Origin of the sequence: Actinocrispum wychmicini (assembly GCF_004345645.1) — a bacterium.
GTDB lineage: Bacteria > Actinomycetota > Actinomycetes > Mycobacteriales > Pseudonocardiaceae > Kibdelosporangium > Kibdelosporangium wychmicini.
The window spans coordinates 352,744-371,146 of the sequence record NZ_SLWS01000009.1 but is presented as its reverse complement, the minus strand read 5'-3'; the positions used below and the strand labels follow the sequence as shown (position 1 = coordinate 371,146).

At 69.2% G+C, this 18,403-nt stretch carries 15 protein-coding genes; 7 read left to right on the top strand and 8 right to left on the bottom strand.

Going from position 1 to position 18,403, the window contains the following annotated elements; genetic code table 11:
* Positions 1-6 precede the first annotated feature (6 nt).
* Both EV192_RS37030 and EV192_RS37025 read left to right on the top strand, forming a co-directional pair.
* Positions 7-1,722: an ABC transporter ATP-binding protein gene (locus tag EV192_RS37030; RefSeq protein WP_132123281.1), complete on the top strand. Its 1,716-nt coding sequence runs from the start codon at positions 7-9 to the stop codon at positions 1,720-1,722.
* Positions 1,719-3,461 carry an ABC transporter ATP-binding protein gene (locus EV192_RS37025; RefSeq protein ID WP_132123280.1) on the top strand — a complete coding sequence of 581 codons (1,743 nt, stop codon included), beginning with the start codon at positions 1,719-1,721 and terminating at the stop codon, positions 3,459-3,461. The genes EV192_RS37030 and EV192_RS37025 overlap by 4 nt, the downstream gene beginning before the upstream one ends.
* Here the strand turns inward: EV192_RS37025 and EV192_RS37020 are convergent.
* Positions 3,424-3,846, bottom strand: coding sequence for a hypothetical protein (locus tag EV192_RS37020; RefSeq protein ID WP_132123279.1), 423 nt, complete (start codon positions 3,844-3,846; stop codon positions 3,424-3,426). The two genes, EV192_RS37025 and EV192_RS37020, sit on opposite strands and share 38 nt — an antisense overlap.
* 1 nt (position 3,847) lies before the next feature.
* Positions 3,848-4,375 carry a DUF2231 domain-containing protein gene (locus tag EV192_RS37015; RefSeq protein WP_132123278.1) on the bottom strand — a complete coding sequence of 176 codons (528 nt, stop codon included), beginning with the start codon at positions 4,373-4,375 and terminating at the stop codon, positions 3,848-3,850.
* Between the two features lie 127 nt (positions 4,376-4,502).
* Between EV192_RS37015 and EV192_RS37010 the strand changes: the two genes are divergently transcribed.
* Positions 4,503-5,192, top strand: coding sequence for a helix-turn-helix transcriptional regulator (locus EV192_RS37010; protein WP_132123277.1), 690 nt, complete (start codon positions 4,503-4,505; stop codon positions 5,190-5,192).
* On the opposite strand, the gene EV192_RS37005 is transcribed toward EV192_RS37010, so the two are convergent.
* Both EV192_RS37005 and EV192_RS37000 read right to left on the bottom strand, forming a co-directional pair.
* Complete coding sequence (locus EV192_RS37005; protein ID WP_132123276.1) at positions 5,189-6,100, bottom strand: NADP-dependent oxidoreductase; 912 nt, start codon at positions 6,098-6,100, stop codon at positions 5,189-5,191. The two genes, EV192_RS37010 and EV192_RS37005, sit on opposite strands and share 4 nt — an antisense overlap.
* Before the next feature lie 172 nt (positions 6,101-6,272).
* Positions 6,273-8,186, bottom strand: a complete 1,914-nt coding sequence (locus EV192_RS37000; RefSeq protein ID WP_132123275.1) for a gamma-glutamyltransferase family protein — start codon at positions 8,184-8,186, stop codon at positions 6,273-6,275.
* A 148-nt stretch (positions 8,187-8,334) separates the two neighbouring features.
* Between EV192_RS37000 and EV192_RS36995 the strand changes: the two genes are divergently transcribed.
* Complete coding sequence (locus EV192_RS36995; protein WP_132123274.1) at positions 8,335-9,369, top strand: ThiF family adenylyltransferase; 1,035 nt, start codon at positions 8,335-8,337, stop codon at positions 9,367-9,369.
* Here the strand turns inward: EV192_RS36995 and EV192_RS36990 are convergent.
* On the bottom strand, positions 9,353-10,438 hold the full coding sequence (locus EV192_RS36990) for a sensor histidine kinase (RefSeq protein ID WP_132123273.1): 1,086 nt from the start codon (positions 10,436-10,438) through the stop codon (positions 9,353-9,355). The two genes, EV192_RS36995 and EV192_RS36990, sit on opposite strands and share 17 nt — an antisense overlap.
* Positions 10,435-11,091 carry a response regulator transcription factor gene (locus tag EV192_RS36985; protein ID WP_132123272.1) on the bottom strand — a complete coding sequence of 219 codons (657 nt, stop codon included), beginning with the start codon at positions 11,089-11,091 and terminating at the stop codon, positions 10,435-10,437. The genes EV192_RS36990 and EV192_RS36985 overlap by 4 nt, the downstream gene beginning before the upstream one ends.
* An 86-nt stretch (positions 11,092-11,177) precedes the next feature.
* Between EV192_RS36985 and dacB the strand changes: the two genes are divergently transcribed.
* From dacB to EV192_RS36970, 3 genes are read left to right on the top strand one after another with little or no spacing between them, the layout of a single operon-like run.
* Positions 11,178-12,710: a D-alanyl-D-alanine carboxypeptidase/D-alanyl-D-alanine endopeptidase gene (dacB, locus tag EV192_RS36980; protein ID WP_132123271.1), complete on the top strand. Its 1,533-nt coding sequence runs from the start codon at positions 11,178-11,180 to the stop codon at positions 12,708-12,710.
* Complete coding sequence (locus EV192_RS36975) at positions 12,710-13,735, top strand: serine hydrolase domain-containing protein (protein ID WP_132123270.1); 1,026 nt, start codon at positions 12,710-12,712, stop codon at positions 13,733-13,735. Before dacB ends, EV192_RS36975 begins: the two co-directional genes overlap by 1 nt.
* Positions 13,736-13,752: 17 nt before the next feature.
* Entirely contained in the window at positions 13,753-14,616 is an 864-nt protein-coding gene (locus EV192_RS36970) for a class II glutamine amidotransferase (protein WP_132123269.1), read from the top strand.
* On the opposite strand, the gene pcaB is transcribed toward EV192_RS36970, so the two are convergent.
* Positions 14,605-15,984, bottom strand: a complete 1,380-nt coding sequence (gene pcaB / locus EV192_RS36965; RefSeq protein WP_132123268.1) for a 3-carboxy-cis,cis-muconate cycloisomerase — start codon at positions 15,982-15,984, stop codon at positions 14,605-14,607. The two genes, EV192_RS36970 and pcaB, sit on opposite strands and share 12 nt — an antisense overlap.
* Positions 15,984-17,924 carry an FAD/NAD(P)-binding protein gene (locus tag EV192_RS36960; protein WP_207926480.1) on the bottom strand — a complete coding sequence of 647 codons (1,941 nt, stop codon included), beginning with the start codon at positions 17,922-17,924 and terminating at the stop codon, positions 15,984-15,986. Before EV192_RS36960 ends, pcaB begins: the two co-directional genes overlap by 1 nt.
* Between the last annotated feature and the right edge of the window lie 479 nt (positions 17,925-18,403).

Here is an 18,403-nt window from a genome sequence, read left to right as displayed (position 1 = left end):
GCGGCGATGACCACCGTGTCAGCGCTGGTGCGCCCGTATCGATGGAGTTTCGCGGCCGTCGTCGTCCTGCAGGTCATCGGTGCCATCGTGGGGTTGGCACCGCTGCTCGCAGTCGTCGAACTCGGCCGTGCGCTGCTGTCGCCCGATCACGGCCACGTGTGGACCATCGTGACTGTGGGCGCGGTCGGCCTGTTCGTCCGGCTGCTGTTCACCGCCGCGTCGTCCGGGCTCGGGCACATCGTCGACGGCCACGTTCAACTGTCCTTCCGTCGGCAGTTGGCCGCGCGGCTGGGGCGGGTCCCGATCGGGTGGTTCTCCCGGCGCCGGACCGGTGAGCTGGCTAAACTCGTGGGTGAGGACGTCAGCGCCGTGCACCCGTTCATCGCCCACGCTCCCGGCGAGCTCGTTTCCGCGTTCGTGGTGCCGCTGGTGTCATTGGTCTACCTGGTCACCGTCGACTGGCGGCTCACGCTGATCACGTTGATCCCGGTGGTGCTGGCGGTCGCGCTGGTCCCGTTGATGATGACGCCGGCCCGGACACGTGCGCAGCACGAGTTCGACGCGGCCATGGGACGGATCTCGAGTTCCGTCGTCGAGTTCGTCCAGGGCATCTCGGTGGTCAAGGCGTTCGGCGGATCCCGGCGCGCCCATCGGAAGTTCGGCACGGCCGTGGACGACTTCGTCAGCATGTTCCTCCGGTGGGTTCGCGGGGTGTCCGTGATCGCGGCCGGGATGCAGCTGGCGCTGTCGCCGCCGTTCGTCCTGCTGGTCGTGCTGATCGGGGGCGCGTCGCGGATCACGGGCGGTGGCATGGCCCCGGCCGACCTGCTGCCGTTCCTGCTGCTCGGACTGGGCCTGACGGCGCCGGTGGCAGCCCTCGGCCACGCCTTCGACGACCTGACGGCCGCGGGGCGTGCGCTCGGCCGGATCCGGGACGTGCTCCAGGTGCGGTCGCTGCCGGAGCCGACGCACCCGGTCGCGCCGCGAGGCCACCGAGTGGAACTGCGGGACGTCCGGTTCGCCTACGAACCCGACCACGAAGTGCTGCGCGGGATCGACCTGGTGCTCGAACCGGGGACGGTGACCGCCATCGTCGGGCCGTCCGGCAGCGGAAAGTCCACTGTGGTCCAACTGCTGCCGCGGTTCTTCGACCCGACCCACGGCTCGGTCACCGTGGGCGGTGTCGACCTGCGCGACCTCGGCAGCCGTGAGCTCTACCGGATGGTGTCGTTCGTCTTCCAGGACGTTCGCCTGCTGCGCGCGTCGGTCGCGGACAACATCGCGCTGGCGGTGCCGTACGCGGATCTCGACGACGTGGTCCGCGCCGCCCGGCTGGCGAACATCCACGACCGTGTCCTGAAGTTGCCGTTCGGGTACGAGACCGTGATCGGGGAAGACGTCAAACTGTCAGGCGGCGAGGCACAGCGGATCTCGATCGCCCGCGCACTGCTCGCCGACGCGCCCGTTCTGGTGCTCGACGAGGCGACCGCGTTCGCCGACCCGCAGACCGAACAGGCGGTGCGCGGCGCCCTGGCGACGCTGAGAGGCGACCGGACGATCCTGGTCATCGCCCACCGGCTGGAGACGATCGCCGACGCGGACACCGTCGCGGTGCTGGAGAACGGGTCGATCGTCGAGCGCGGCAAACCGGCCGAGCTGTTGGCACAGAACGGAAAGTTCGCCGCGTTCTGGAGGACAAGGCAAGGAGACGAGCCTCGATGATTCGACTGCTGCTTCGTGTGCTGGGACGCGAGTACGCCCAGCCGATGCGTCGCACAGTGGCCCTGATGACGACGACCGCGGTGGTCGAGGGCCTGTCCTACGCGCTTCTCGTTCCGGTGCTCCGGGCACTGTTCGGGAGCACGCCCGCGGATGCCTGGTCCTGGCTGATCGCGTTCGGGGCCGCTGTCGTTGTCTACGCGGTACTCCGGTATATCAGCAGCCTGTCGGGTTTCCGGGTTGGGACGACGTTGTTGCGGGGCATGTACCACCGGCTCGGCGACCATCTGGCCCGGCTGTCGATCGGTTGGTACAACGCCCGCCGGGTCGGCGAAGTGTCCATTTTGGCCAGTCGCGGCCTGCTCCGGGCGATGGGGGTGGCGGCGCATCTGTTGGGGCCGCTCATCTCCGCCGCGGTGACACCGTTGACGATCGTCGGCGTGATGCTGGCGTTCAACTGGCAACTGGGGCTGGCCGCGTTGGTCGCCGCGCCGATCGTGGCGGCGATCCAGGTCTGGGCGGGACGCGCAATGTCCGCCAGTGACGCGGAGCGTCACGAACGCGACGAGGAGGCGGCCGGGCGAGTCGTCGAGTATCTTCAAGCCCAGCCGGTGTTGCGGGCCGGCGGCCGGACCGTCGAACGGTTCCGGTTGCTCGACGACTCGCTGCGGGAGGTCCAACGGACGGCTCGCCGGCAAGCGTTGTCGGCGCTGCCCGGCGTGGTGGGCATGACCCTCGCGGTGCAGGCGGTGTTCACTGTTTTGTTGGTGCTGGGCGCTTATCTCGCGCTCGGCGGGAACGTCGGCACGGCTGAGGTCCTTACAATCCTGGTCCTGGCCGCTCGCTGCGCGGATCCGCTGCTGTCGCTGGCGGAATTCGGGGCCAAACTGCGCGGCGCGCGTAGCGAGTTGGCGAGGCTCGACGCGGTGTTGCGTACCGAACCGCTGCCGGAACCGTGCGAACCGGTCCTGCCGCAACGGCATGATCTGGAGTTCGAGTCCGTCGCGTTCCGGCATGGCGACCGCGTGGTTGTGGACAACGTGTCGCTGTCCGTCCCAGAGGGACAGCGGCTTGCCGTTGTCGGACCGTCGGGTGCGGGCAAGAGCACGTTGCTGCAGTTGCTCGCGCGGTTCTACGACGTGGACGCAGGTGCGGTCCGGGTGGGCGGGGTGGATGTGCGTGACGTTGACACCGAGGCGTTGATGTCGCGGATCGCCATCGTGTTCCAGGACGTCTACCTGTTCGACGGCACCATCGAGGAGAACGTGCGGCTCGGCCGTCCCGACGCCGACGAGGCCGAGGTGCGGGCGGCGGCGTCCGCGGCGCGGTTGGACGAGGTGGTCGAGCGACTGCCCGGCGGGTGGGCGACGAACGTCGGCGAGGGCGGCGCACTGCTGTCGGGTGGGGAACGCCAGCGGGTCTCGATCGCCCGAGCGCTGTTGAAGAACGCGCCCATCGTGCTGTTGGACGAGGTGACCGCCGCGCTCGATCCGGTGAACGAGGCAGCCGTGCACGCGGGCATCGAGCGCCTGATGGCGGGCCGGACGGTGGTGATGGTGGCGCACCGGATGCGGACCGTCCGACGTGCCGACCGCGTCGTATTCCTGGACGGCGGCCGGATCGTGGAGGAAGGCGGCCACGACGACCTGCTGCGCCGCCGTGGCCGCTACGCCGATTTCTGGCAGATCGCGACTGCACCCGTGGTCACCGAAGGGCGGTCAGGAGCACCAGCACGACCGTGACGACGGCGAACAGGCCGTGGCCGCCGACGATCACGACCGGGAAATGCCGCTCGGCCGGTGGTTGGGCGGCTGCGGTGTCGGGTCCGCCGACGGTCGCGTGCGCCCGGCGGACCGAGACCCACCGCGCCAGCATCGTGAAGCCCAGCAACGCGACCGGGACGAGCAGGATGAAGGCGATCCAGGTCAGGCTGTGGTTCTTGGTGATCAGGTAGATGATCCAGACCACCAGGCCGGCGGCGGCCAGCGCGAAGTGGCCGAAGATCAGCCCGGGTGGGAAGTGGCTGGTCCGCGGCTTGCGCGTGCCGCCTTTGGCGATCCACGTGCCGAGCATGACGAAGCCACCGACGGCGGTGACCAGCCAGGTGATCAGAGCGGCGACATCCATGTCAGTTCTCCTTGTGACGTGGTGGGAAACGCTGGTAGCCGGTGGCCTGGGCGGCTTCGTCGACCACGCGCACGCCGTATCGGAACGCGAGCTTGCCGCCCAGGTAGCCGGCGACGGCCAGGACGACCAGGCTCGCCGCCGACAGCAGCAGCGGACCGAGCCCGACGTGGCCGTAGTCCGCCTGGCGCCAGAAGAAGTTGGCGGTGTAGGCGGCGGTGACGGCCAGGTTCAGTCCCATGTGGACAAGGCCGGTGCGGAACGCCGGGGTGCCGGTCGGGATGCCGAACAGGTCCAGGAAGCCGATCATCGCGGCGGCCAGGGCGCCGGCGACGCCGATGGCGATCAGCCACACCGAGCCCTTGGCCAGGAACCCGGGGTCGGGCACCCACTGGGCGGCGAGGTCGAACACCAGGCCGCTCACCCACGCCCCGATCGGCACGGTGACCAGGATCGGGTGGAACGGGTGCCCGTACGGGCCGGCCAGCATCGCGCTCACCGGTCGTTTGGCCTGGTCGAGCTCACTGGTCATCGCCGGACCTCCACCGCCGTAGTTACACCAACAAATCTTGGTGTTATGACGTGATCCGGTCAAGCCCGGCTACTCGTTTGGGGTACCGAGCGGTTGCGGACACGCTCATAGGCGTTATGGTCGTCAGGTGACGGAGTCCGCGATCAGCGCCGTCGCCGCGCTGGACGACGCGCTGCGGCGGGAGATGTACCTGTTCATCCGACAGGCGCACCAGCCGGTGACCCGCGACCAGGCGGCCGCCTCGGTCGGGATCTCCCGCAAGCTGGCCGCGTTCCACCTGGACAAACTCGTCGACGCGGGTCTGCTGCGGGCCCACTACGGGCAGGTCGGCGGCATCCGGAAGGTCGGCCGCAAGCCCAAGCTGTACGAGCCGACCGACACCGACTTCCACGTCACCATCCCGGAACGCCGGCACGCGATGCTGGCCGACATCCTGATCGACGCCGTCCTCACCGAAGGCAAGGACGAGAACGCCCACCAGGCCGCGATCCGAGCCGCCACCACCCACGGCGAGGAACTCGGCACCGCCGAACGCGACCAGGTCAAAGGCCGCCTCGGCGCGGAACGAGCACTCACCTTGTGCGAAGGCGTGCTGGTCCGCAACGGCTTCGAACCCACGCGTGAGTCACCGACGTGTGTCCGGCTGCGCAACTGTCCGTTCCACCCGCTGGCGGCCAGGGCCACGGACCTGGTGTGCGGGATGAACCACGCCTTCCTCACCGGCATGCTCACCGGCCTGGACGCCGCCAGCATCCGTGCGATCCTGACGCCCCGCCCTGGGGAATGCTGCGTCGAGCTGCGCTCCGCGGGCGACTAGCGCGTCTCGCCGACCACCAGCACGAGCTTCCCGGGCAAGTGACCGTTCTCGCTGACCCGGTGCGCCTCCGCGATCTCGGCGAGCGGAAAGGTCCGCGCGACCGGGAGCGAGAAGCGGCCGGCCTCGATCAACTCGCCGATCTCAGCGATCACGTGGACCGCGCGACCGGCGTCCCCGCTGCTGAACCTCACCCCGTGCTCGCGCGCGCCACCGAAGTCGGCGATCGTCACGACGTGCTCCGGGCCGCCCGCGAGCTCGATGAGCTCGGGCAGGACACCAGTCCCGGCCACGTCGAGCGCGGTGTCGACACCGTCCGGCGCGATCGCGCGAACCCGCTCGACAAGGCCCTCGCCGTAGGCGACCGGCTCGGCTCCCAGCGAGCGAAGATAGTCGTGGTTCGCCGGACTGGCGGTGCCGATCACACGCGCACCGCGCACCACAGCGAACTGAACCGCGGCGCTGCCGACACTCCCGGAGGCGCCGCTGATGAGGAGCGTGTCGCCGCTCCTCACGCCGAGCTGGTCGAGCGCGCGCGTGGCCGTCTCGATGGCGGCTGGCAGCGCGGCGGCGCCGGGGAAGTCAAGCGACGGCGGGATCGGCGCGTAGTAGCCCAGCACCGCCAGTTCGGCCTGTGCCGAGCCGTCAGTGGAGAAACCGAACACGCGATCGCCGACGGCCACGTCCGTGACACCTTCGCCGAGTTCGTCGACGACGCCCGCCGCTTCGTAGCCCATGGTCTGCGGGAGTTCCGCGTCCATCAGGCCCTTGCGCTTCTTCCAGTCGCTCGGGTTGACGCCGGCCGCGCGCACCGCGATCCGGACCTGGCCGGGACCTGGCCGCGGATCGGGGAGATCCACGATCTCCAGGACCTCCGGACCCCCGAACCGGGCGAAACGAGCTGCCTTCATCAATCGCTCCTATCTGGACACCAGACTGCGCTCGCCAGTCTGCCAGCCCGCGCGCCTCACCTGCCCGGCGGTGGTGATCGGGTGGTCCGTCCAGTTGGTACAGATCCGCCACCGAGCGGCTCGGTGGCGGACCAGGAGGTCCCCGTCCGCGATGGCCGGGCGGGGACGGGATCTACCAGCCGACTGCCGAGCCGTCCTTGCGGTGGTCGGAGGCGGCTCGGTAGACGCCGTTGACGGGTCCGTTGTCGCCGGTCGACGCCGGCCAGTGGCCCGGTTGCTGTGGGGTGAAGTGGATGGCCTGGTAGCCGCCCATGTTAGCGCCGTCGACCGGACGGATGTCGTGGCCCAGTGCGGCCAGTTGCGGGCCGACCAGCGCCTGCAGTGCCGGCTCCAGTTGCAGGATGTTGTCGAACTGGTCGTGGTAGAAGCGGGCCGCGTCGGTCGCGGCCTGCGGGTTCATGCCCAGGTTGACCATGTTCACCAGTTCGGTGGCCTGGGCCTGCGCCTGCTCGCTGCCGCCCATGTTGCCGAACGACAGGACCGGTCGGCCGTCCTTGGTGACGAACGCCGGGATCAAGGTGTGGAACGGGCGCTTGCGTGGGGCGACGATGTTGGGGGAGGTGGGGTCGAGGTTGAACAGCGCGGCCCGGTTCTGCAACGGGAAACCGTAGCCGGGCACGGTGACGCCGGAGCCGAACCCCTCGAACACGCTGTAGATGAACGAGGTCATGTTGCCCCACCGGTCCGCGGTCGTCAGGTAGACCGTGCCGGAGTTGACGGCGCCGCGCACTTTCGGCGGCGTGGCCCGGTTCGGGTCGATCCGCTTGCACAGTTCGGCCGCGTAGTCCTTCGACAGCAGCTTGTCCAGCGGCACGGTCACGAAGCGTGGGTCGCCGTTGTGGCGGTGTAGCTCGTCGTAGGCGAGTTTCTTGGCTTCCACCAACAGATGCCAGAACATCGGTGACCGCGGGCCGATCACCGCGAGGTCGAAGCCGCGGACCGGGGCGAGCCGCTCGACGATGTTCAGCATGATCAGCGTGGCGAAGCCCTGCGTGTTGGGCGGCAGCTGGTGCACGTCGTAGCCGTGGTAGTCGACGTGGATCGAGTCGACCCACTCGGGACGGAAGTCCGCGAGGTCCGCGCGGTTGAGCGCACCGCCCAGCCGTCGACTCTTCGCGAGGATGGCGTCGGCGATGTCGCCTCGATAGAACGCGTCCGGTCCGTGCTGCTGCAGGGTTCGGTACGCCTTGGCCAGGTCGGGGTTTCGGAAAATGGAGTACAACGCCGGGGCGTGGCCGTCCACCAGGTAGGTGCGGGCCGAGTCCGGGTCCTTCGCGAGCAGCGCGACCGCGCGAGTCCAGTCGCGGTGGATGCGTTCGGTGACACCGAATCCCTCCGTGGCGAGTTTGGCGGCCGGCGCCAGGACCGTGTCGAATCCGCGGCTGCCGAAGCGTTTGAGCAACGCGTCCCAACCCGCCACCGCGCCGGGCACGCTGACCGAGTCGATGCCCCGTTCGGGCATGCCGGTGTCGGCGTTGTAGCCGCGTTGCCGGAAGTAGTCCGGGGTCCACGCGCTCGGCGACGGGCCGCTGCCGTTGAGACCGAAGACCTTCCGGTCCCGGGCCGAGTAGTGCAGGACGAACATGTCGCCGCCGATGCCCGCGCTGCCCGGTTCGACCAGCCCGAGCACCGCCGCGGTGGCGACCGCGGCGTCCACCGAGTTGCCGCCGTCGATCATGATCCGGAGACCCGCCTGCGCCGCGACGGACTGGCTGGTGGCGACCACGCCGTTGCGGGCCACGACTTCCGCGCGGGTCTGCTGGCTCCAGCCGGCGGGGCGGTCACCACCCACCGCGGTGATGGCCGCGCCGGGTACCGGGGTGGCGGCGGTGGGTGCCCCGAACGGTGTCTGGCTCACCGTGCCGGGCTTGCCCACGGCGCCCTGGGCGACTGTCTCCTTCGCTGTGGCCGTTGCTTGGCTCGTCGTGATGGCGACTGTCGCCGCGACACTGCCCTTGAGAAATGTCCGCCTTGTCCCGGCCGAGCCGGCTTGGTCCGAGAACTCTGGGGGTGACGTCGTTGACACACCGATCTCCTCATCTGGAGTGCGAGGTCGATACCAGTGGCGAACTCATTCAACTGCCGAACCAACAACGCTGTCACCGTACGGACGTCGGGTCGGTTGACATCCGATGTATCTTTGACTCAGTCAACTAGTTTGATTGAGGGAGTCAATGATCGTCGATCTGGACGGCTTACGTGCGGCCGTTGACCAGCCGGTCACCTGGCGGCCGGTGCTGGTCCGCCTGGCAACCGGGCAACGGGCGGGCTTGAAGGAGTTGTGCCGGCGGCACGGGATCGCGGTGCTGGACACGATCGAGCGACAGCTGGCGGAGTTGGCCCGGGTGCGGTTCCCGTCGGACAAGCAGGTCGAGGATCGCCGGCGGTTCGTCGCCGACGTCGGGTCCGCGAACTACGGTGTCTGGGTCTACTTCCCCTGGGCGGACACGATCGCCCATGTGCTGGCGCCGGACGACTACTTCGACGTGATCACCAGCCGTAACCGGGACAAGATCACCCACGGGGAACAGCGTGCGCTGCGGGACAAGTGCGTCGGGGTGGTGGGCCTGTCGGTCGGCGGCGAGGCGGCGGTCACGCTGGCTCAGGAGACCCTGTGCGGGCATCTCAAGCTGGCCGACTTCGACCTGCTCGACCTGTCGAACCTCAACCGCCTCAACGCCGGCGTCACCGATCTCGGCGTGCCCAAGGCGTGGATCGCGGTGCGTCGGATCGCGACCATCAACCCGTTCCTCCGCCTCACGGTCGTCGACGAGGCAGTGACGACAACCAACGCCGCCGAGTTCCTGGACGGCCTGGACCTGCTCGTGGAGGAGTGCGACGGCCTGCAGGTCAAGTACGACATCCGGCAGCTGGCCCGCAAGCGCGGGATCGACGTGATCTACGCGGCCGACGAGCGCGGCTTCCTCAGCGTCGAGCCGTACCGAACGCACCCCGACCTGGACGTCTTTCACGGCGAGCACCCGGGGGACCTCGTGCAGTGGCTCGGTGGATGGGACAACCTGTCGGAACGCGCCCGACGCTCGGTCGGGCAGATCGGCATCTCGCTGGGCGGCTACCCCCAACTGGCCGGCGAAGCCCGGTACGCCGCGGCGCAACTCGCGAACGTGGCCCGTCGGCTGCTCCTCGGCGAACGAATCGCCCCCACCCACCGCCACTTCGACCTGGAGGACCTCATCCCGGGCGAATGAACCGCACGGTCACGTCCAGCCCGCCGGTCGCGGGCGCGCACATCGTGATCTCGCCGTCGTGGGCGTCCACCACCGCACGGACAATGGCCAGCCCGAGCCCCGCCCCACCGCGCGTCGACGTTCCACGGACGAACGGGCGCAGCAAATCGTCCACAGTAGACTCGACGACCCGCGGCCCGGTGTTGACCACCCGAAGGAAAGGGCCGCCCGAAACTCCCGTGGTCACCCACAGCCGACCGTGCGGGTGGTTGTATCGAACGGCGTTGTCGATCAGGTTGGCAGTCATCCGTTCGAGCAGAACGGGTTCGCCGCGCACGTGCGCCGGGTGCAGCTCGGCGTGTGCGGTGATGTCCGACACCGCGGCGAGAACCCGACCGGCCAGCGCGGCGAGATCCACGTGGTGCCGCGAGATCGGCCCGGCCTGGCTGCGCGCCAGGGACAGCAGCCCGTCCAGGGTACGACGGCTGTGATCGACGGCCGTCCGCACATCGCGGGCCATGGCAACCAGCTCGGCCGTGTCGGGCGACCCGTCCAGCGTGACGTCGATCGCGGTCCGGATGGTCGTCAACGGAGTCCGCAGCTCGTGCGCCGCGTTGGCGGTGAACATGCGTTGGCTGGCCAGCACCCGGTCGCGCTCGTCGATGCCGCGCTGGATCCGGTCCAGCATGCCGTTGACGGTGGTGGCCAGGGCGGCCATCTCGTCGGCGGGCGGGTTGACCGGGACACGCTCGGACAGGTTCTCCGCCGACAGCCGACGTGCCGTGGCCGAGATGACCCGGATCGGCCGCAGCACCCGCCCGGCGACCAGCCACCCCAGCACCGCGGCGAGGACCACGACCAGTCCCAGCGCGATCGACGCCTGGACCAGCAGCTGGGACAGGGTCGCCGACCGCACCTGCTCGGCCACGTCCGGGATCTGCGGCGGCGGAGATCCGACGCCGAGTCGCAGGTACTGGAACCGGCGGCCGAGGCTCTGTCGCATGAGGACGTACGTGAGCGTGGTCAACGCGGCCGCGGCGACCAGGACCAGCCCGGTGTACAGCAGCGCCAGCCGGGTGCGGGCGGTCACGGCTCGATCCGGTATCCCGCGCCGGTGACCGTCTCGACGATCGGCGGCTCCCCGAGTTTGCGGCGCAACGTGCCGACCGTGATCCGGATGGCGTTGGTGAACGGGTCGGCGTGCTCGTCCCACACCTTGTCCAGCAACGTCTCCGCGCTGACCACGGCGCCGGACGCGGCCAACAGCTGTTCCAGGACGCCGAACTCCTTGGGGGTCAAGTGCACCGCCCGCCCCGCGCGCTCCGCAGTCCGCCGCGCGGGATCGACAACGACGTCCGCGGCACGCAACACCGGCGGCCGAGCCGGAGCGCTGCGCCTCGCCAGAGCACGGATCCGCGCGACGAGTTCGGAGAACGCGAACGGCTTGCCCAGGTAGTCGTCAGCGCCGAGAGTGAGTCCGTCGACACGGTCCTCGACCGTCCCGGACGCGGTGAGCATCAGCACACGTGCCGTACCACGCGAAGCCAGCTGGCGGCACACCGTATCGCCATGGACGACAGGCAGATCCCGATCCAGCACCACGACGTCGTACGGCGTGACCTCGCACTTCTCCAACGCCGTCCGACCGTCCACCGCGACGTCGACGGCGAACCCGTGTTTGCGCAGCCCGGCCGCGATGTACCCGGCCAACGGCTGCTCGTCCTCGACCAGCAACACCCGCATTCGTCGAGGATCGCGGCAGGCGCATATGGATCACATATGGGTCGACGATCGGCCGGCGATCGGCTCGCGTCGGTAGAAGTCTCGCCATGACGACAAGACGCTCAGTGCTGGGCATGCTCGGCGCGGTCCCGCTCGCGCTCGCCGCCAGGCCCGCGTTCGCGAGCCCGAACGACCTGGACGAGCTGGACGACACAATCCAGCGGGTCATCCAGAAGTTTCCGGGCTCGACGTGGGGGATGGCGTTCAGCGCGCCGGATTCGTCCGACATCCTCTACTCGCTGCGGCCCGACCAGCTGTTCGTGGCCGCGTCCTCGATGAAGGTGTTCATCGCCGGCACCGCGTTCGCCACGCTCGGCGCCGACCACCGGTTCCGTACCCGGATCGTGCGCACCGGACCTGTGCACGACGGCGTCCTGCGCGGTGACCTGGTGCTGGTCGCGGGCGGGGACCTGCTGGTCGGCGGTCGGGTGCGGCCGGACGGGACGCTCCTGCTGCCCGATCCGGACCACACGTACGGCACCGCGCCGGGGGCGGCGCCGCTGCACAGCGACCCGCTGGGGACGCTGCGCCGGTTCGCGGACGACGTCGCAGCGGCCGGGATCACCCGGGTCGACGGCCGGGTGCTGGTGGACGTCTCGATGTTCCGCGAAGGCCGGGAGGACATCGCCAACGGCGGCCTGTTCGTGACGACCTCCGCGATGATGCTGAACGACAACGTGATGGACGTCGTGGTCACCCCAGGGCCGACCGTCGGCGCACCGGCCGCGCTCCGGATCACGCCGGACGTCGGCTACGTGCGGATCCTGAACCAGACGCGCACCACCGCGTCCCCCGGGCAGATGCTCAACTTCGTCAACGACGTCGCCAACCCGGACGGCACGCACGCCGTCGCACTAGTCGGAGACGTTCCGATCGACGCCCCTGGCCTGTTCTGCTGCTACTACGTCCCCGAACCAGGCCGATTCGCCGCAGCGGCCTTCGCCAAAGCGTTGCGGGACAATGGAGTGGACGCCACCGCCGACCTGCTCGGCACACCACAGCGGCACGGGTCCCGGCTGACCGAGCAGGTGTCGCTGCCGTTGTCCGAACAGGTCAAGGTCATGCTCAAGGTGAGTTCCAACGTGCACACGGCCACCTGGCCGTACGTGGTCGGCGCCGCCTGCGACCCGCGCAACCCCGTCGCCGCCTACAAGGACCTGCGCGCTCGGCTGTACTCGAAGGCGGGTCTGGATCCGCATCCGGCGGGCGAGGACGACGGCCGCTACACCGCCGACTTCTTCGTGAAGTTCCTGAACCACGTCAAAGGCCAGCCGTACTATCCGCGGTTCCGGACCGCGCTGCCGATCATGGGCCGGGACGGCAGCCTCGCCAACGTGCAGGTCAACTCGCCGGCCGCCGGGCACGTGTACGCCAAGACAGGCACGGCCATGGTGATCGGCCCCGATTCGGTCCTGCACAAGGCGCTCGCCGGGTACATCGTCCCGCCAAGCGGCCGCCCGGTCGCCTTCTCACAGATGATGACCGTACCGGGCAACCCGGAAACCGTCATGCGGACCGCCGCGCAGGTCGCGGAAGCGATGGGCGAGATCGCCACGGCCGTCTACCTGGCGGTGCGCTGATGAGCACGAGCAGGCGGACAGTGCTGACGGCGATGGGTGCGGTGCCGGTGCTCGCCTCCGTCCGTCCGGCCAAGGATCTCGACCTTGGCCAGGACTTCTCCGGCACCGTCCTGATCGCCCGGCACGACCGGCCGCTGCTGGTCCGCGCCGCCGGCAAGGCCAACGGGTCCCTACCCAACCGGCCGGACACCAAGTTCGTGCTCGCGTCGATGACCAAGATGATCACCGGGGTGGCGGTCGGCCAACTCGCCCAGGACGGCCGGATCGCGTTCCCTGGCAAGCTTTCGACGTACCTCGACGGCTTCCCGCCGGACGTCACCGTCCACCAGTTGCTGACCCACACGTCCGGCGTCGGCCGGCCCGCGCTGGGGTCGGGACCACCGCCGACGTGGACGTCGATCGACGAGACCGTCCGGGGCACCCTGGAGATCATCCGGACCACGCCGCCGCGGTTCACCCCAGGCACCCGCTACGAGTACAGCAACGACGCGTTCTGGCTGCTCGGCGCGATCGTCTCCCAGGTCACCGGACTGTCCTATTACGACTACGTCCGCCGGAACATCCTCACCCCGGCCGGCATGACCAGGTCGGACTTCCTCACCAGACCGCAGGTCCTCGCGGCCGTGGACGTCGCCCATCCTTATTGGACACAACCGGACGGAACCGTCACGGATTTCACCACGTCACCGTACTTCGCGTTCATCGGCGGCCCGGACAACGGCCTGTACTCGACGGCCGAGGACATCCTCCGGTTCACCGTCGCGCTGCGCGGCGGAAAGCTGCTGTCCCGGCCGTTCACCGACATCGTGACCGGTGGGAAGGTGCCGGTCTCCGCGACGGAGTTCGCCGGATACGGGTTCCGCGATCTCCTCGTCGACGGGCAGCGGGTGTTCGGACACCCCGGCGGCGGCCCCGGCCAGGCGACCAACCTGGACGTCGGCACCGACTGGGCCGCGGTGGTGCTGAGCAACCACGACACCAGGCTCGACCCGATCGTCAACCAGATCCGGCAGATGTTCACCTAGTGCGCGATGATGGCCCCATGTGTCGACTGTTCGGGATGTCCAGCGGGCCGCGCCGGGTCCGGGCCACGTTCTGGTTGCTGGACGCACCGGACAGCCTGGCCGAGCAAAGCCGGCGGGAACCGGACGGAACGGGACTGGGGACGTTCGACGCGGACGGCACACCGCGGGTGGAGAAGCAGCCGATCGCGGCGTACCAGGACAAGGAGTTCGCGCGCGAGGCCCGGGAACGCGAGTCGTCGACGTTCATCGCGCACATCCGGTACGCCTCGACCGGCGGACTGGATGTCCGCAACACGCACCCGTTCTGCCAGCACAACCGCCTTTTCGCGCACAACGGCGTGATCGCCTCGTTGGACGCCCTGGAGGCGGAGCTGGGGGAGTACCGCGAGTTGGTGGCGGGGGACACCGACTCGGAGCGGTTCTTCGCGTTGATCACCAAGCATGTGGACCTCGCGAACGGCGACGTCACGGCGGGAATCACCGCCGCGTCCCGCTGGGTGGCCGACAACCTGCCGCTGTACGCCATCAACCTGGTGCTGACGACGGCGACCGAGCTGTGGGCGCTGCGATATCCGGCGACCCACGACCTGTTCGTGCTCGACCGCGCCGCCGGTGGCCGACGCGGTGACCGGCACCTGGACCACGCCAGCCCGGCGGGCACGGTCCGGACCCGATCCGGGGACCTGGCCAGGAATGCGGCCGTGGTGGTGGCCACCGAGCGGATGGACGAGGACCCGGACTGGCGGGCCCTGGAACCGGGCGAACTCCTGCACGTGTCCTCGTCCTTGCGGCTGACCCGGCACATGGCGGTCGACCACCCACCGGCACACCTGTTGTCGCTCGACGAGCTCAGCGACCGGGCCGCGTTGTCACAGAGCTGACCTTTCGGCCTGGTGTCGTTGGAGGGTCCGGTCCACGAGCACGGGTGCCGCGCCGAGGTAGTGGTCCGGGGACGCGTACTGGCCCAGGTCGGCCTCGGTCACCGAGTGACCTCGTTGGCGTAGTCCTTGGCAGAGCAGCACTACCAGATCGTCGCCTGATTTCGCGGCCGCGTCGGCGACCTCGGTGAGCAGTGCTTTGGCGGCCACTTTGCCGATCATGGGTGCGAGTACGGTGTTGAGTCGTTCGGAGACGACGGCGCTGCCGGTCAGGGCGAGGTTGTCCCGCATCCGGTCCGGCAGTGCGGTCAGGCCCTCAGCGAGTTCGGCGGCGTTGGCCGCGGCGCCGGCCGCGAGGCGCAGGCATTCGCGCAGCGGCTGCCATTCGGCGTGCCACCCGCCCGCCGACCGCTCGTCCTCCGACATCATGCTCGCGTACAGGATCCCTGTGTACGAAGGAAGTTGCCGGGCCGAGGTGACGATCAGCGTGGCCAGCACGGGGTTGTGCTTCTGGGGCATGGTGGACGACGCGCCCCGGCTGGGCGCGGCCGGCTCGACCACTTCGGCGATCTCGGTGCGGGCCAGTACCTGGACGTCGATGGCGAACTTGCCGAGCGCGCCGCCGACGAACGCCAGCGCCGACGCCACGTCCACGATCGGGGTACGGACGGAGTGCCAGGGCACCAACGGCGCCCGCAGGTCCAGTTCCGCCGCGAACGCGTCCATCAACTCGACCCCGCCACCCTGGGCCGCGCCGGCCAGCGTGGCGTATTCGGCGTAGGCGGACAGTGTGCCGGCCGCGCCACCGAGGCTGGCCGGGGTCGAGTCACGGGCAGCGCGACACCGGGCCAACGCGTCCAGGACCAGGTTGAGCCACGTGGCGACCTTCAGGCCGAACGTGACCGGGACGGCGTGCTGGGTCAGGGTTCGGCCGACCTGCACGGTGTCGCGATGTCGAGCCGCGAGCGCGGCGAGGGCGTCCGCGCATCGCACCAGGTCGTCAACGATCCGGGTGAGTACGCGGCGACACAGCAGCATGAGCGCGCTGTCGAGCACGTCCTGACTGGTGCAGCCACGATGGACGTACTCGGCCGCGTCCGGGTCCACCGCGGATCCGAGTTGGGCGACGAACGAGACCACCGGGTTGGCGGTGGCACGTACGCCTTCGGCGAGTGCGTCGATGTCGATGGCGTCGGCGGTGACCGCGGCGATCGCCTCGGCTGCGGTCGCGGGGATCACGCCGAACTTCGCCTGCGCCCTTGCCAACGCCGTCTCGACAGCGAGCATCGCCCGCACGAACTCCGCCGCACTGACCAGGTCGTCCACTCCTGTGCCGGCCCAGCCGGGCGAGAACACGCCGTGGTCGGACATTAGAACGCACCTCCGGTCGACGTGATCAAGGTGCCCTTGGTCTCGCCGAGTGCGACGGTGATCGCGGCCTGCGCGATCGCGTCGGAGTCGGTGAGGGTCACCGAGTTCACGCCGGGACGGATACCGGCGGCGGTGATCCAGTGCACCGACTCGGTCGGCACGCCGAAAGCGAAGCGCCTGGGGTGCACTCGGCCGCTGGCCTCGACGATCCGATATGGACGTTCGGTCACGTCGAGTCCGTCGGTCTCGTAGTAACCGCCGTCCAGGTCGGGAACGCGGTAACGCCGACAGCGACCGCGCGCTTGGAGGTACGACATCAGCGGGTCGGCGGTGCGGTGCAGGCTGATGTCGGGCAGGCGCGCGTCGATGAGGGTGGTCACCGGCACGTCGGAACCCGGCACGGCCAACGAACGCAGCACGAACGTGTTCGCCGCGGCATCCAGCTCGGCCTCGGTGTTCGGACCGATGACCTCCAGGATCCCCGCCCTGATCAGGGCGAGGGCTTCCTCGATCCGCCGGATCGGCGGGCCGATCGACAGGTAGGCGTTCAGCGGCGTGTACCAGTGGTCCAGGTCCCGTTGGTGCGAGGTGCCGGTCAGGCCGCCGTGGTCGACCACGAGACGGACCTCGTTGCGCAGGTCGCGCAGCACGTCCAGGGCGGCCTTCAGCGGCCCGTCGACATTGCCCGCGCGCGCCTCGGCGACGTCCTGATGGAGGTACTCGACCAGCCAGGACCGGAAGTCGGCCGGCCCGCTGAACGTCCGCGACCCGTAGGGCCGGGCGATCCGGTCCCAGTCCCAGCGTTGGTCGGCCGGCACGCCGACCTTGTCGAGCAGATGCCGTTCCCCTTCGCTGCCCCAACGCGCCGCGAGATACCGGACGCGGAACCGTGCGGCCTGCCGGCTGCCGCGTTCCGCGGTGAGATAAGTGGTGTAGTAGACCGTCTCGACCTCCTTGGCCACCAGCGGCCAGATGTCGCGGCGGAAGTCGAGGCCGCCCTTGGCCCGCAGCCGGGCGATCAGCTCGATCGTCAGCACCGACGGGATGTGCCGGCCGTGCGCGCCTTTCTGGTTCTCGCCCCGGGAATGGTAGGGAACGCCCCGCCGCGAGCCGGCGAACAGCCGTGGTTCGCGACCGGACGGCAGGTAGACGAGCTCGCCGCTTTCCTCGTGGCCGAACGCCCCGCCGCGGCCCACCGTGAACAACGCCATGTAGTCGAAGAAATTCAGGCCAAGGCCGAGCAGACCTACCCGCTCACCCGGTCGCACCGCGTGCAGGACGACATTCGCGGGATTCACCGGCCCCACATAGCGTAATCCGTGGTCCGCCGCGAAATCGACCAGTTCGTTCTCGCGTGCGCTTGGCACAGTGGGAAGATGCCCTTGGGCGAGGACAACCGCGTCCAGATCGGGTAATACCGTGCCGTCCTGCAGGCGCAGGATCTGTGTGGCGCCTTGCGTGTCGTCGAGCGCGACCGCGCGCGTGGTGTGAACGTGAATACGTACGCGGTCGGGCGCGTTGTGCCACACGTGCCGGAACACCCATTCCAAGTAGCGCCCGTACAACGGCCGGCTGGGATAGGACTCCGGACCGAGCGCGGCGACCTCGGCGAGGACTTCCTGGCTGTACCGGTGGTCGTCGAACGTACCGATGAGCGTGACAAAACGCGCCCACTCGTACAGGCTGGGGCCGGGACACAGCGGGCCTTCCAGGTCGACGGTGTCGTCGGTGAACATGGTCACCTGGGACGCCACGGTGTTCATCAGCAGGTGCCGTGATTGTGTTGTGCGCCAGACGTTTCCGGCGCCTGCCGGGTGCGGGTCGACGATGTGCACGTCCGCCTCGACGTCCGGCAATCGGTGCCGCACGAAGGCACATATCCGTTCAAGGACCGAAAGGCCGCGAGGGCCCGCACCGACAATGGCCAACTGAATTCGCATGGTCGCTCCCATCGCTGTGGCGTACGGGAGTCAGGGCGCAGCTGCAGACTGGAGGCCGATTTCACCCTCGTACGTAACTGATTGCGCGCCTGGCGCGAATGGTAGCGCCGCTCCGGCCGGGCCGCACAACCCCCGGATCGGAGGTGTTCACTCAGTGGAACTCATGCGGCACAGCGGATTCCGCATGCGACCAAGGCATTCCACCGACGGGAATGAACGCGCTCGACCAGATGGCCGATGTGTTCGCCGAAACCCGGCTCGCCGCTAATTTCGCCGAATTTCTTTGGTGAAATTGTGCGATGCGCCACGCTGTTGGACGTATTGACGTACGATCGGCCGGCGCCGAGACTGGCGCGACAACTGAACACGCCCGGCGGTGGGGAAAGTCCGGTGAGAGTCCGGCACTGACCCGCAACGGTGAGCCACCCCACGGTGGCGAGTCCGACTTCCCGCGACCGGGTGCGATCGATCCCTCCCGT

What these genes read in the sequence shown, in the direction of transcription:
- EV192_RS37030 (WP_132123281.1), top strand. Translation starts at nt 7, where the DNA reads ATGACCACCGTGTCAGCGCTGGTGCGCCCGTATCGATGGAGTTTCGCG.
- EV192_RS37025 (WP_132123280.1), top strand. Translation starts at nt 1,719, where the DNA reads ATGATTCGACTGCTGCTTCGTGTGCTGGGACGCGAGTACGCCCAGCCG.
- EV192_RS37020 (WP_132123279.1), bottom strand. Translation starts at nt 3,846, where the DNA reads ATGGATGTCGCCGCTCTGATCACCTGGCTGGTCACCGCCGTCGGTGGC.
- EV192_RS37015 (WP_132123278.1), bottom strand. Translation starts at nt 4,375, where the DNA reads ATGACCAGTGAGCTCGACCAGGCCAAACGACCGGTGAGCGCGATGCTG.
- EV192_RS37005 (WP_132123276.1), bottom strand. Translation starts at nt 6,100, where the DNA reads ATGAAGGCAGCTCGTTTCGCCCGGTTCGGGGGTCCGGAGGTCCTGGAG.
- EV192_RS36995 (WP_132123274.1), top strand. Translation starts at nt 8,335, where the DNA reads ATGATCGTCGATCTGGACGGCTTACGTGCGGCCGTTGACCAGCCGGTC.
- EV192_RS36985 (WP_132123272.1), bottom strand. Translation starts at nt 11,091, where the DNA reads ATGCGGGTGTTGCTGGTCGAGGACGAGCAGCCGTTGGCCGGGTACATC.
- dacB (WP_132123271.1), top strand. Translation starts at nt 11,178, where the DNA reads ATGACGACAAGACGCTCAGTGCTGGGCATGCTCGGCGCGGTCCCGCTC.
- EV192_RS36975 (WP_132123270.1), top strand. Translation starts at nt 12,710, where the DNA reads ATGAGCACGAGCAGGCGGACAGTGCTGACGGCGATGGGTGCGGTGCCG.
- EV192_RS36970 (WP_132123269.1), top strand. Translation starts at nt 13,753, where the DNA reads ATGTGTCGACTGTTCGGGATGTCCAGCGGGCCGCGCCGGGTCCGGGCC.
- pcaB (WP_132123268.1), bottom strand. Translation starts at nt 15,984, where the DNA reads ATGTCCGACCACGGCGTGTTCTCGCCCGGCTGGGCCGGCACAGGAGTG.
- EV192_RS36960 (WP_207926480.1), bottom strand. Translation starts at nt 17,924, where the DNA reads ATGCGAATTCAGTTGGCCATTGTCGGTGCGGGCCCTCGCGGCCTTTCG.